The sequence below is a fragment of the Flavobacterium sp. LM4 genome (assembly GCF_002017935.1).
Lineage (GTDB): Bacteria > Bacteroidota > Bacteroidia > Flavobacteriales > Flavobacteriaceae > Flavobacterium > Flavobacterium chungangense.
This window is the reverse complement of sequence record NZ_MUFW01000001.1, coordinates 1,518,182-1,531,106: the sequence shown is the minus strand read 5'-3', so window position 1 is coordinate 1,531,106 and position 12,925 is coordinate 1,518,182. Positions and strand designations below refer to the sequence as shown.

Genomic DNA, 12,925 nt, shown 5'->3' with positions numbered 1-12,925 from the left:
ATTTGATTTGTCAAATATAATTCAAAATTTGTGCCTTTATATGCAAAATTCAGAGGTTTTTATTCTTGCCATCGAAAGTTCCTGCGATGATACTGCCGCCGCGGTTTTACATAACGACAAAGTACTCTCAAATGTTGTAGCGAATCAGTTAATTCACAACCAATATGGCGGTGTAGTTCCGGAGCTGGCTTCCAGAGCACATCAACAGAATATTGTGCCTGTAATTGATGCTGCATTACGTAAAGCAAATGTACAAAAAGAGCAATTAACAGCCATTGCTTTTACCCAAGGTCCTGGTTTAATGGGCTCATTACTCGTTGGAAGTTCTTTTAGTAAGTCATTATCACTGGCATTAAAAATTCCGTTGATTGCTGTAAATCATATGCACGCACACATTTTAGCCCACTTTATAGATGAAGAGGGCTTTGACAAACCTGAATTTCCTTTTTTAGCTCTAACCATTAGCGGAGGACATACACAAATTGTAAAAGTTAACGGTTTTTTTGACATGGAAATCATTGGTGAGACTACTGATGATGCTGTTGGAGAAGCTTTTGATAAAAGTGCCAAAATACTTGGACTTCCCTACCCTGGAGGACCTTTGATCGATAAATATGCAAAAGAAGGTAACCCGAAAGCATTTGCATTTACAAAACCAAAAGTACCGGGATTAGATTTTAGTTTCTCGGGATTAAAAACCGCTATTTTATATTTTATCCAAAAGAAAAAAATAGAAAATCCGAATTTCATTGAAGAAAACATGAATGATATTTGCGCCTCTATTCAACATACTATTATAGAAATTTTAATGGATAAATTAAAATTAGCTGTAAAAGAAACAGGGATCAGGCAAATTGCTATTGGCGGAGGTGTTTCGGCAAATTCAGGAATCAGAACCAGATTGAAGGAAAGTGAAGGTAAATACGGCTGGAAAACCTTTGTTCCGAAATTTGAATATACAACAGATAATGCTGCAATGATAGGAATTGTTGGTTATCAGAAATATTTATCAGGGCGTTTTGAAACTTCAGCAGTTGTTTCAAAAGCACGAATTCAATTTTAATTATGCAATTATTTTACAATCCAAATATCGACGAAACGACTGAAACTTTTTCTTTTGATAAAGAAGAAAGCCGTCATATCATAAAGGTTTTACGAAAAAAAGATTCCGATATTCTACACGTTACAAATGGTTTGGGATTATTATTTGAAACCGAAATAACACTTGCCTCAGATAATAAATGCATTGTGGAAGTGCTTTCTATAAAAAAATCTCCGAAACCAAGATTCCGTTTACACTTAGCCGTAGCGCCAACCAAAATGAATGATCGTTTTGAATGGTTTTTAGAAAAAGCAACCGAGATTGGTATACAGGAAATCACACCCGTTTTTTGCGATCGATCTGAGAGAAAAGTGGTTAATAAAGAGCGTTTTGAAAAGATTATTTTATCAGCAATGAAACAATCTAATGAAACTTTTTTACCAAAACTAAACGAAGCCATTTCATTTAAGGAATTTATTAAACAAAAAAATGAAGGCCTGCAATTAATTGCTCATTGTGAAGAGACTGATAAAAAATCATTGAAAGAAGTCTTGAAACCAAATGAAAATGTTACCTTATTAATTGGACCCGAAGGAGACTTTTCGGAAAAAGAAATTATACTGGCTCTTGAAAATAATTTCCAGCCTGTGACTTTAGGAAACACTCGTTTACGTACTGAAACTGCCGCCGTGGTGGCTTGTCACAGTGTTGTATTTTTTAATGAGAATATTAATTAAATCGTCAACTTGTCATTTTGACTAAGGAGAAATCACACTAGAAACTCCGCATTTATAATCTTCAATCTTTGTCGAATATTGAATGTGATTTCTCCTTCGTCGAAATGACAAAAAATATAAATAGTTATGAAAAAAATATTTTTCTTGTTTCTATTCGCTTCCATCTCTTCATTTTCACAAGAAATTGCTTTGCTTAAATACAGCGGTGGCGGTGATTGGTATGCAAATCCTACTTCGTTGCCAAACTTAATACGGTTTTGCAATTCGAACATTCAAACACAGATAAAAGCAAAACCATCAACTGTTGAACCAGGCAGTCCGGATTTACTTTCGTATCCTTTTGTGCACATGACCGGACATGGAAATGTTGTTTTCAGCAATTCTGACATCAGTAATCTCAGGAATTATTTAAATGGTGGCGGTTTTCTTCACATTGATGATAATTACGGAATGGATCAATATATTCGAAAAGAAATCAAAAAAATATTCCCTAACAATAATCTGATTGAAATTCCTGCCAGTCATCCTATTTTTCAAAAACCCTTCCCTTTTCCGAACGGGTTACCAAAAATTCACGAGCATGATGCAAAAAGACCTCAGGCCTTTGGCATTTTTGTAGAAAACAAACTGGTTTTACTTTATACTTACGAATGTGATCTTGGTGACGGTTGGGAAGATCCGGAAGTAAATAATGATCCGGCAGAAGTACGTCAAAAGGCATTAAAAATGGGGGCCAACATTATCAACTATATTTTTACCAATTAATTTCCAGACAGTGCAGCTTACTCACAAAGAAAATCAATTTGAAAGAAAAACATTTCCAATAACCCTTGTTTGTGATCACATCTATTTTCAGCAAAATATTGGTTCTCTTTTTAGGATCAGTGAAGCTTTTGGTGTCGAAAATATCATCTTTTTAGGAAAAGATATTCCATTAACTCCCAGAAAAATAAACAAGACTTCAAGAAGCACTCATCTCCACGTGCCCCATATTGTTATTGAAGAAACAGCTGAATTAGTTGACTATTTAATCGAAAATAATTTTGAAATTATTGCGTTAGAAATTACGAGTAACAGTAAACCCCTAAAAGAAGTCATAATTCCTGAAAACAAAAAGATAGCACTCTTGATAGGAAGTGAAATTGAGGGAATCTCTGATAAGCTTTTAGAAATTTCAAATCAAATCGTTCACATTAATATGTTTGGAAAAAACAGCAGTATGAATGTTGTTCAGGCTGCAAGTATAATTTTGTACGAATTAACTTCCAAATGAAAAATTTAACTTTTTATAAGAACTAGACTACATAAGGGTTCGTAAATTTCTGGTTAATAATTTGTTATAAAAATTTGGTAGTTTACAATATTTGTTATAAAATTGGGTTAATATTTAACCTAAAAGTAATTTTATAACAAAAACCCCTTTATCATGAAAAAATTTTTTTTTTCCGCAATTACAGCTCTTATGCTGTTTTCTTGTCAAAATGAACAAACAGAATCATCAGATTCAAGTTCAAATTTAAATTCAAGTGTTGCTACCAGACGTGGATGCGCGTCCCAACAAGTTTTAGACGCACAGTTAAAAGCGGATCCAATGCTGGCTATCAGAATGAATGAAATTGAATCATTTACAAACAAAAGCATCCTGACAAACCGTTTAGTAAATGGTAAAATCGAAATTCCTGTTGTAGTGAATGTTTTATACAGAACCGCTGCGCAGAATATTTCAACAGCACAAATTCAATCCCAAATTGATGTTTTAAACAAGGATTTTAATGCCTTAAATTCAGATTACAACAATGTTCCTGCGCTTTTTTCTGGTGTAAAAGCAAATGTTGGAATTACATTTGTTTTAGATCAGGTGATTAGAAAATCGACTACCAAAACCCAATGGGGAACAAACGATGCTATGAAAAAAACTGCTCAGGGGGGATTGGCTCCAACTTCGCCAACAACCAAACTTAATTTATGGTCATGTGTTATTGGTGATGATATTTTGGGATATGCGCAATTTCCGGGTGGACCATCATCAACTGATGGTGTTGTGATTGATTACAGATATTTTGGATTATCAGGTGCTGCCAATGCTCCTTTTAATTTAGGAAGAACAGGAACTCACGAAGTAGGTCACTGGATGAATTTACGTCATATTTGGGGAGATGCAACTTGTGGAAGTGATTTGGTATCAGATACTCCTGTTCATAACGAAGAAAACTATGGTGTTCCAGCTTACCCGCATTACAGTACATGTCCTGGAACTCCTGTAGAAATGACAATGAACTACATGGATTATACTAATGACAATGCCATGTATATGTTCTCAACAGGCCAAAAAAACAGAATGGCTGCTATATTTGTTTCCGGAGGGCCAAGAGCTTCTTTTGGAATCTAAAAAAGCATACATCATAAAACATCAAAGCGAGATATAACAATCTCGCTTTTTTTGTTTGCAGCAAATAATCTAAAAAGCTTTTCCTATATTTATGGTCAAAATTCAAAACATGATAACATCAAAGATTATTTCAAATGGAATCTTAAGAGCTTTAACAACTATTTTGATTATTGGAGCTGTCTTATATTTTTTGTATGAAATACAAACCGTAATTGTATATCTGTGCATCTCACTTATATTATGTTTGATCGCAAATCCTATGGTTCAGTTTTTAAAAACCAAATTAAAGTTTGGCAATTCCCTGGCTGCTACAACTGCTATCCTTTTTTTTATTTTAATGATGGTTGGTTTTATCTTTTTGTTTGTTCCGTTAATCATTTCACAAGCCAACAATTTAGCATTGTTAGACTCCAATCAGCTGCAATCACAATTTATTGAAACTGAAAGAAGCATAGAAACCTATTTTAATATCAAACATGTAGATATAAATCAAATGCTTAAAGAATCAAAAATAACATCAATGTTTAATTTTAGTTATTTTACGCGGTTTATAAACTCTATCTTAGGATTTGTTGCCGATATGGGAATGGGATTAGTTTCGGTATTTTTTATTACTTTTTTCTTTGTAAAGGATCAGGATGATTTTAAAGCAAAGGCCAGAAAAATTTTGCCTGATAATAATGAAGATAAAATTATAAACTCAATTACAAAAATAAATCACTTTTTAACACGCTATTTTATTGGGTTATTATTACAATTAACAGTTGTGTTTATTTTGTATTTGATTGTATTAATCATTTTTGGAAATAAAAACGCCTTTGTAATTGCCTTTTTATGTGCTATTTTAAATATCATTCCGTACATAGGACCAATTATCGGAACAATATTAGCCGGAATTTTAACCATGATTAGTTTGATTGGTGCTGATTTTCAATCTGAAATTTTACCAACAACTATTTATGTCATCATAGGATTCCTGATCGTCCAGGCTATTGATAACAATATTAGTCAGCCTATAATTTCTTCAAAAAGTGTAAATTCGCATCCGCTGGAAATATTTCTGATTACGATAATCAGCGGAATTACTTTTGGAATTGTAGGAATGATTATCGCCATTCCGGTTTTTACAATGGTAAAAGTAATTTTGAAGGAATTTTTTCCTGATAACAAAATTGTGACCGTATTAACAGAAAGAATTTAGCATTGAACTATTCGATTTTAAACAAAAACATTCAGGAATTTATATCTAAAAATAGTGGTGCATCCATTTCAAAATTAGCACTTCAGAAAAATCCTTTCCCAGAGGTTGACTGGATTTTAATTTTGAATCAAATTGAGGCCAAAACAAAAGCTAGGGAAAAATTACCCACATGGTTTTCTACAGAAAACATAATTTATCCGGGTAAAGTTTCTGTAGAACAAACTTCTTCAGAGAAAACTGCTTCTTATAAAGCTTCATTAATTTCAGGAAATACGCTGATAGATCTTACCGGTGGTTTTGGGGTTGATGATTATTATTTTTCTAAACAATTTAAAGTCGTTACACATTGCGAAATCAACGAAGATTTATCGGCAATTGTAAAACATAATTTCACGCAATTAGGTGTAAAAAATTGTTTTTGCTACGCCAACGATTCTGCAAATATCTTAAATGAGTCTGAACCAGACTTTAAATGGGATTGGATTTACATAGATCCTTCCCGTAGAAATGATGCTAAAGGTAAAGTGTTTATGCTAAAAGACTGCTCGCCAAATGTTCCGGAATCATTGGATTTTTATTTTGAAAAAACAGATTCAATATTAATTAAAACAGCTCCTTTATTAGATATTTCAGCAGGTTTATCAGAATTAAAATTCGTAAAAAACATCCATATTATTGCTTTGGAAAACGAAGTAAAAGAATTGCTTTTTGAAATTCATAATCATTATACTGGCGAAGTAACCGTAAAAACTGCTAATATTTTAAAAGCAAACATTGAAACTTTTGAGTTTGTTTTGGACAAATTAGAATATGCATCATATCATTTACCACAAAAATTTCTGTACGAACCCAATTCGGCAATTATGAAATCGGGAGGTTTTGATGAAGTTAGTGCTTCCTTCCAAATAAATAAACTTCATAAACATTCTCATTTATACACTTCTGATGAATTAATTGCTTTTCCAGGACGGAGTTTTGAAATTGAAAAAGTGTTATCATACAACAAAAATGACATGAAATCGGAACTTTTAAATCAGCAGGCAAATATTACTACACGGAATTTTCCTGAAACAGTAGAAAGCATTCGAAAAAAGTGGAAAATAAAAAATGGAGGAAATTCATATTGTTTTTTTACAACTGATAAAAATAATAGCAAAATAGTTTTAATTTGCAGAAAAATAACTTAAAAATGAAACACTTAATTACACTAACTTTTTTTCTGCTAACTTTCTCCACATTTGCCCAAAAACCTTGTGAATATGCTACGAATGTAACGGATTCAATTGGTACTTATAAAGTTACAAATGAGTATTTAATCAGTGAAAAAAACTTTGGCGGAACATCAAATTATATCTTTTTTTCTTTGGCAAAAACTGATGCCTTGCCAACATTAAATCTTCAATTAATTCAAAAAAGCAAAGATTTTATAAAAGCGGATTGTTTTGACAAAAACTCGAAAGTATTTTTACAATTGCAAAATGGCAAAATTGTAACCCTATTGCACATTAATCAGGAAAACTGCGGAACACTTATTCGTGATAAAGAGTTTAACAACAGGATAAATTCAGGAATTTTTGTGTTTATGAAAGATAATTATGAAGAATTGAAGAAATCACCTGTTACCATTATGAGAATCAAATATTTAACCGACACTCAGGATTATATTGTACGAAGTGAATTAACGTCTGAAATGAACGGAAAAGTATATCATCCGGATACTTATTTTATGGAAAACATCAGATGTGTTGAATAATTAATCGCAATTCCATTTTTGACTGGAAACCTTGTCTTTCAAACCTGTTTTTAAATTATAATGCCACCATTCTGAATCAAAAGAATTAAAGCCATTTTCAGCCATTATTTTTCTAAGGAATTTTCTATTAGAAATTACTTTTTTTGAAAGTTTAGTATAGTTATGACTTGCCTGAATTCCAAAGAAATCAAAGGGAGTTCCCATGTCAACTTCCTTACCTCCGGCATCAACTATAGAAATATCAACGGCTCCTCCTCTATTATGAATGGAGCCTTTTTTTGGATCTGCTACATATTCAGGATTGGAAACAATTTCCCACATTTTTTTTTGAATAGACAAAGGTCTGTAACAGTCATACAGTTTTATTCTATAGCCTTTTTTCATAAACTTTTTATTAGCTGCTATCAAAGCCTTAACTGTTTTTAAACGCAAAAAACATTCGGCACAATCATAAACTTTGGCTTTTAAAAAATTATCCTCAGTTGCATATTTCATATCGTAGATAAAATCTTTACTGTACTCTTTTAAATTAACAAAAGTACTATCGGCAATTGTAGTTTCAGATGTATACACTTCATTTTGAGCTATGGAAGAAGAAGTCCAAAAAAAAGATATCAGAAAAAAAAACAAATTTGTAACTGTAGTTAATGGTGATTTTACTTTCATAATGAAGATTACTGTGTTTAGGTAAATATAAACAAAATTTAAAAAATGCCCATATTCTCAGGTTTAATCGTAAATCCTAAACGCACCATACTTTTATGTTCCCGGTAATCAATTAAACTTTCCGTATATCCTACAAACCACTGAAGTGTGAGGTAATAATTCTCATCTTTGTAGGGTCTCCAGTTTACCTGTGTCTGCAGGGATCCGTAATTGATAAGGCCGCTTCCTTTTCTAAAAAGTATGTCTGCACTCCATCGACCCGGTTGTAGCTGGTAGGTTGCGCTTGCTTCACCATAACCTACATACTTAGTTAGTCCAGGATTATCTTCCTTATCAACAAGAGGAAACCATCCTCTAATGCCAACTGTCCATCGTGGCGAAACCTGAGATTTTAACGAAAAAGCCAGCATATTCCATGTTCTGGAATAAATAGAATCCCTGCCGTTTGATTCATGTTCTAATGAGATTGCGCCATAGGTCAGCCTTCCTCCTTTTAAATAAAATGGACGAACAATGGCTACACCTGGATTAAAATTGATTTCTGAAAATGGTTTTGAACTTGCGTAAATATCCCAAAAAGCTTTTTGAGTGTACATTAAATAAGGAAAGAAACCACCCCACAAAGGTTTTGAATTCAATCGTAATTTAAAGCTAACCTGATATTTTACATCAGCAGAGTTGCGGTCAATATCAGCATTTATTGGTATTCCTGTTAAAAAATAATTATCTCTGTGAACAGAGAAACCAGGTTCTTTTAAAAGTGAATCTGCTGCGCGAAAATCTTTTCCGTGTTCTAAAATTTGAGCGTTCGCCTTGATTGAAAACAAAGCAACGAAAATTAATACGTATTTAAAGTACATTCTTTATGTAAATTGTAGTTATTTTTGGATTTATACTAATTTACGGCATTCAAAAAATCATATTAACTCAATAAATAAGAAAGTTAACCCAATAAATTTATTACAATTCCCTGACCGTAAAACATCATTTAAAAAATTAGAACTTATATCCATTTTTATTGAAATCTCTAATCTCTACGCTCTCTCTTTTTGTATTTTATCAGGTTAAAAAAAATTCCGCACTGTACTAATATACCATTTTTATGGCCTGCTGTATAATACCGTTTTTTTTTACCTTTTAGAAAAAGACATCACTACTCTTAAATAAGCAAGACCGTTTCCCCTTAAATTTTGTCCGTTTCAACTATTTTTTTTAGCGTTCACTCACTAATGACTTTTACGTTTGTACTATCAAATTAAAAAGGCATGTTGCCTGATAACATTTAAAATAGTAAATCATGAAAAATTTATTTTTGCTCTGCATTGTTCTGGTATCCACAAGTTCTTTTAGCCAAAGTTTTTTCGACAGACTACATTTTGGTCTTAAAGCTGGTGGTAATTACAGTGATTTTTACAATGCTGATTTTGACACAGAAGGTCTTCCCGGATTTCATGCCGGGGCGATTATAGCCTTTGATATTAATAAAAACTGGTCGGTACAGGAAGAGTTTTTATACTCTACACAAGGTGCAAAGTTAAAAAGCAAATTCTCTGATGACAAAGACCTAAAACTATCTTATATCTCAGTGCCAATTGTCGTAAAATATAAAACAGACTTCGGGTTATATTTTGAAGCAGGTCCTCAAGTAGGAATTTTAGCTTCTGAAGATTTTAAAGAAATAACCAATGATGATTTCGCAGAAAAAATTGATGCCGGTATGGTCGGAGGAATTGGGTATCAATTTTCGAATGGTTTAGGTATTGGAGCCAGATACTACATGGGATTGACCGATGTAAGCAAAATAAAATCAACCTCTGTAAAAACTGATTTTCAAAATCATATGTCACAAGTCAGTCTTTTTTACATTTTTTAAAGCAAATCAATTTCATTTTATAGCTAAAAGACAAATAGTACCACCTGTTGCAGGCGGTATTATTTGTTAATTAAAATTATAAGAGCAGTATTGCTATTTTTTGTACTTTTCCTCCATTAGAATACAAAAACAGAATAAATCCACACTTACAACAGTAATGAATAATATCGCAAAATCTTTCTCTCCTTTAATATTGAGGGAAATTTATAAAATGAACATTTTTTTGACGGTTTTAATATCGTTGATTGCATTATTTTTTCTGTTCATTTTTAAGAATTCGGCTATTCTCATACTGTTCATGACCTTAAAAAGTGTTTTTTACATTTTTACAGTAACATTTTCACTCTCCGCCATTTTGGAATTCTGCGCCGTAAAATTTCCAAATGATATTATTAAATTCAGGATTTGGCGTTATGGAACAAGTTTTTGTACATCCATAATACTTCAAATGTTATTATGGCCGTTTTTCGCTTACATGGCTAATATTGTCTGGAGTTTTTACGATATTGAACTTATTATGACCTTTTTAATGGAAGCTTTTTTTATTGCTTTTCTCGTACTTTTACTGCAGGATTTTGCCATTTTAAGATTAGCTAAAACACAAACTGAACTTGAAAATTCAAAATTACAGCTTCGCACTGCAGAAGCTGAGAATCTACTTTTAAAACAGCAGATACATCCACATTTTTTATTTAATTCGCTCAATACACTAAAAGCGCTATACAAAAAAGATCTCGCTCTTGGAGAGCATTATCTTATACAGCTGGCCGGTTTTCTAAGAGCTGCGGTTACACTCAATGACAGTATGGTTACAACTTTGCAGGAAGAACTGGATTTTTGTCAAAACTATCTTGAAATGCAGAAAATGCGTTTTGGCGAAGCATTAGAATGGAATATCAAAATTAATGATCCCAATATGCTCAAATTCAGTGTTCCTACTTTTTCTCTTCAGCCCTTGGCAGAAAATGCTATCAAGCACAATCGGTTTACAAAACAACAGCCTTTAAAAATTAAAATTGAGCAAAAAGAGCAATATATATCAGTATCGAATACAATGAACCTAAAGCAATCCGGTGAAACATCTTTAAAAAGTGGACTGGCAAATCTGGCTGAGCGCTGCTTCATCTGTTCTGGAAATGAAATTATAATCAACAATGACGGCGTTACTTTTTCTGTAAGCTTTAAAATAAATACCGATGAAAATCATAATTATTGAAGATGAATCACTGGTAGCAGAAGATCTGGCATCCAGTCTGAAAAACTGTAGTGACGAGATCGAAATCGTAGCCTTATTGGGATCTGTAAAAGAAGCAATTGTTTACTTCAGAACAAATCCGCAGCCAGATCTTATCTTTAGCGATATTCAGTTAGGAGATGGTCTGAGTTTTGAAATTATAAAAACTGTGCCTCTTAATGTTCCTGTAATTTTTTGTACTGCTTTTAATGAATATGCACTTGATGCTTTTAAGGCCAATGGAATCGAATATATTCTGAAGCCTTTTAGTGCAGCCGAATTGAAAGCCGCCCTGGCTAAATTTCACAGCATGCAGCAATTAATGAGCAGTCAGATTGCTGAACAATATCAGAAAGCAATGGAGATAATTTCAAATCTCGAGCAGCCTGTTAGCACCTCTATACTGGTAAAATACAGAGATCGTCTCCTTCCTTTTTCCTTAGATAAAATTGCTTTGTTTTATGTCGAAACCGAAACAACGGTTATGCTCGCACATAATGGAAAAAGTTACACCCTGACTGAAAGCCTTGAAGATATGGAAAAGAGAACCAACCAATTTTTCTTCAGAATGAACAGGCAAGTCCTTGTAAACCGTAATGCAATAGCAGATGTAACAGATTATTTTCCGCGAAAGCTAAAAATCAACCTTTCATTACCTTTTCACAAAGATATTTTTGTCAGTAGGGAAAAAAGGTCAAAAGTATTAGCATGGTTAGGAAACTGATCTTAGCAAAAGCATTCGCTTATAAATCAACTTTTGAGTTTTCCTTTAAAATAAATACTCAAACACTCAAGGAGGAGGCATAAAGCTAAAACTTAAGCAACCTCAATACTTCTAATGTATCATTTTCTTCGTTTCCTTTAATCAAAATCCTCACGTATAATTTCTATAACGGTTCACCCGCAAAATTGTCCGTTTGACTTTATTTTTTAAGCTTTATAAGAAATTGCTCTCTTACTTTCGCAGTATAATATCTTATTAAAACTAAATATAATGATTCAAAATAAAATTTTCTAAAAAGGTGATTCATGAACCTTCTATGATCCGGAACCAGAATATGGCTTTAAGGAAAGATAAAAAACAGTCTTAGATGTCTTTAAAAGCTCTATAAAAACCCAAATAACAAAACTACCATTTAAGGTAAAAGATGAAAAACGAAGTAAAACCCAAAATTAAAATTATGAAAACAATCTTTAAAATGATTTATGTAAAGGCCTTAGTAATAACAGCACTGCTATCTTTATCTTCTTGTGACAATAATGATGTAGATCCCTTCGGTTCTGCAAGTCTTAAAGTAGTTAATGCTGCTCCCAACTCAGGCTCTCAAAAATTTGTCATGGCCAATATCCCTTACATTGGTGATCTGGATTATTTGGATCATTCTGTGTCCTATCATGATGTCGCTTCGGGAAACAATTTGGTGAGCCAGTTCAGAGATGAAAATGATAATAATTTGTATGCTACCGAAGAACTTGATCTGGATGATGATAAAAGATATACGGTATACCTGACCGGAGAATCAAGATCAGATTCTGAGGTAAGACTTTATGAAGATAATATTAGTGCTCCCTCTAGTGGAAAAGCCAAAGTAAAATTTATTCATTTAAGTAGTGGAGCTCCCTCAAATATTGATTTTATTGATGGGCAGGGCAACAACCTTGCTTTAAATATTACACGCTACAGTCAAAGTAATTACTCTGAAATTAATGCGGGCTCATTAAGTATTCAGGTTCGTGGAAACGGCGGAACTGAAAATCTGGCAATGCTGCAGCCTACAAATTTTGCTTCAGGAAAAGTATATACTGTTTTTATAGCTGGGTCTTCTGCATCAGGATATGCAATAGAACAGATTTTACATAATTAAGGTAAAATATATTATAAGACGCCCCTCTAAATTATCAATTTAGAGGGCGTCGTTTTAAATCAAATTGTTTTTATTGTACAGATATATAAAGAACATAAGCTTTAAGAATCAAATTTAAATCGGTTTACAATAGTATCGGAAAGGATTAAATCTAATTGTTTAAAA

At 32.7% G+C, this 12,925-nt stretch carries 14 protein-coding genes; 12 read left to right on the top strand and 2 right to left on the bottom strand.

What is annotated here, in order from left to right:
* The first annotated feature begins 40 nt into the window (after window positions 1–40).
* The 8 genes from tsaD to BXU10_RS06800 all read left to right on the top strand — a co-directional run bounded on the left by tsaD (window position 41) and on the right by BXU10_RS06800 (window position 7,122).
* Entirely contained in the window at window positions 41–1,063 is a 1,023-nt protein-coding gene (gene tsaD, locus BXU10_RS06835) for a tRNA (adenosine(37)-N6)-threonylcarbamoyltransferase complex transferase subunit TsaD (protein WP_078226708.1), read from the top strand.
* A gap of 2 nt (window positions 1,064–1,065) precedes the next feature.
* Window positions 1,066–1,779 carry a 16S rRNA (uracil(1498)-N(3))-methyltransferase gene (locus tag BXU10_RS06830; protein ID WP_078226707.1) on the top strand — a complete coding sequence of 238 codons (714 nt, stop codon included), beginning with the start codon at window positions 1,066–1,068 and terminating at the stop codon, window positions 1,777–1,779.
* A gap of 126 nt (window positions 1,780–1,905) precedes the next feature.
* Window positions 1,906–2,544 carry a DUF4159 domain-containing protein gene (locus tag BXU10_RS06825; RefSeq protein ID WP_078226706.1) on the top strand — a complete coding sequence of 213 codons (639 nt, stop codon included), beginning with the start codon at window positions 1,906–1,908 and terminating at the stop codon, window positions 2,542–2,544.
* A 10-nt stretch (window positions 2,545–2,554) separates the two neighbouring features.
* The gene (locus BXU10_RS06820; RefSeq protein WP_078226705.1) at window positions 2,555–3,052 is read left to right on the top strand and encodes a TrmH family RNA methyltransferase; all 498 of its coding nucleotides are present in this window, start codon (window positions 2,555–2,557) and stop codon (window positions 3,050–3,052) included.
* Window positions 3,053–3,205: 153 nt separating this feature from the next.
* Window positions 3,206–4,168 carry a zinc metalloprotease gene (locus BXU10_RS06815; protein WP_078226704.1) on the top strand — a complete coding sequence of 321 codons (963 nt, stop codon included), beginning with the start codon at window positions 3,206–3,208 and terminating at the stop codon, window positions 4,166–4,168.
* A gap of 109 nt (window positions 4,169–4,277) precedes the next feature.
* Entirely contained in the window at window positions 4,278–5,369 is a 1,092-nt protein-coding gene (locus BXU10_RS06810) for an AI-2E family transporter (RefSeq protein WP_078227926.1), read from the top strand.
* Between the two features lie 2 nt (window positions 5,370–5,371).
* On the top strand, window positions 5,372–6,556 hold the full coding sequence (locus BXU10_RS06805) for an SAM-dependent methyltransferase (RefSeq protein WP_078226703.1): 1,185 nt from the start codon (window positions 5,372–5,374) through the stop codon (window positions 6,554–6,556).
* Between the two features lie 2 nt (window positions 6,557–6,558).
* Complete coding sequence (locus BXU10_RS06800) at window positions 6,559–7,122, top strand: hypothetical protein (RefSeq protein WP_031455855.1); 564 nt, start codon at window positions 6,559–6,561, stop codon at window positions 7,120–7,122.
* Here the strand turns inward: BXU10_RS06800 and BXU10_RS06795 are convergent, their stop codons facing one another.
* Both BXU10_RS06795 and BXU10_RS06790 read right to left on the bottom strand, forming a co-directional pair.
* The gene (locus tag BXU10_RS06795; protein WP_078226702.1) at window positions 7,123–7,788 is read right to left on the bottom strand and encodes a M15 family metallopeptidase; all 666 of its coding nucleotides are present in this window, start codon (window positions 7,786–7,788) and stop codon (window positions 7,123–7,125) included.
* Between the two features lie 38 nt (window positions 7,789–7,826).
* Window positions 7,827–8,648 carry a phospholipase A gene (locus tag BXU10_RS06790; protein WP_078226701.1) on the bottom strand — a complete coding sequence of 274 codons (822 nt, stop codon included), beginning with the start codon at window positions 8,646–8,648 and terminating at the stop codon, window positions 7,827–7,829.
* A 437-nt stretch (window positions 8,649–9,085) separates the two neighbouring features.
* Between BXU10_RS06790 and BXU10_RS06785 the strand changes: the two genes are divergently transcribed.
* The 4 genes from BXU10_RS06785 (at window position 9,086) to BXU10_RS06770 (ending at window position 12,760) form a co-directional block, all read left to right on the top strand.
* Complete coding sequence (locus BXU10_RS06785; protein ID WP_078226700.1) at window positions 9,086–9,661, top strand: porin family protein; 576 nt, start codon at window positions 9,086–9,088, stop codon at window positions 9,659–9,661.
* 448 nt (window positions 9,662–10,109) lie between these two features.
* Window positions 10,110–10,877 carry a sensor histidine kinase gene (locus tag BXU10_RS06780; RefSeq protein ID WP_189328066.1) on the top strand — a complete coding sequence of 256 codons (768 nt, stop codon included), beginning with the start codon at window positions 10,110–10,112 and terminating at the stop codon, window positions 10,875–10,877.
* A complete protein-coding gene (locus BXU10_RS06775) occupies window positions 10,858–11,619 on the top strand; it encodes a LytTR family DNA-binding domain-containing protein (RefSeq protein WP_078226698.1) in 762 nt (253 codons plus the stop codon). The genes BXU10_RS06780 and BXU10_RS06775 overlap by 20 nt, the downstream gene beginning before the upstream one ends.
* Window positions 11,620–12,076: 457 nt before the next feature.
* On the top strand, window positions 12,077–12,760 hold the full coding sequence (locus BXU10_RS06770) for a DUF4397 domain-containing protein (RefSeq protein ID WP_189328065.1): 684 nt from the start codon (window positions 12,077–12,079) through the stop codon (window positions 12,758–12,760).
* Window positions 12,761–12,925: the final 165 nt, after the last annotated feature.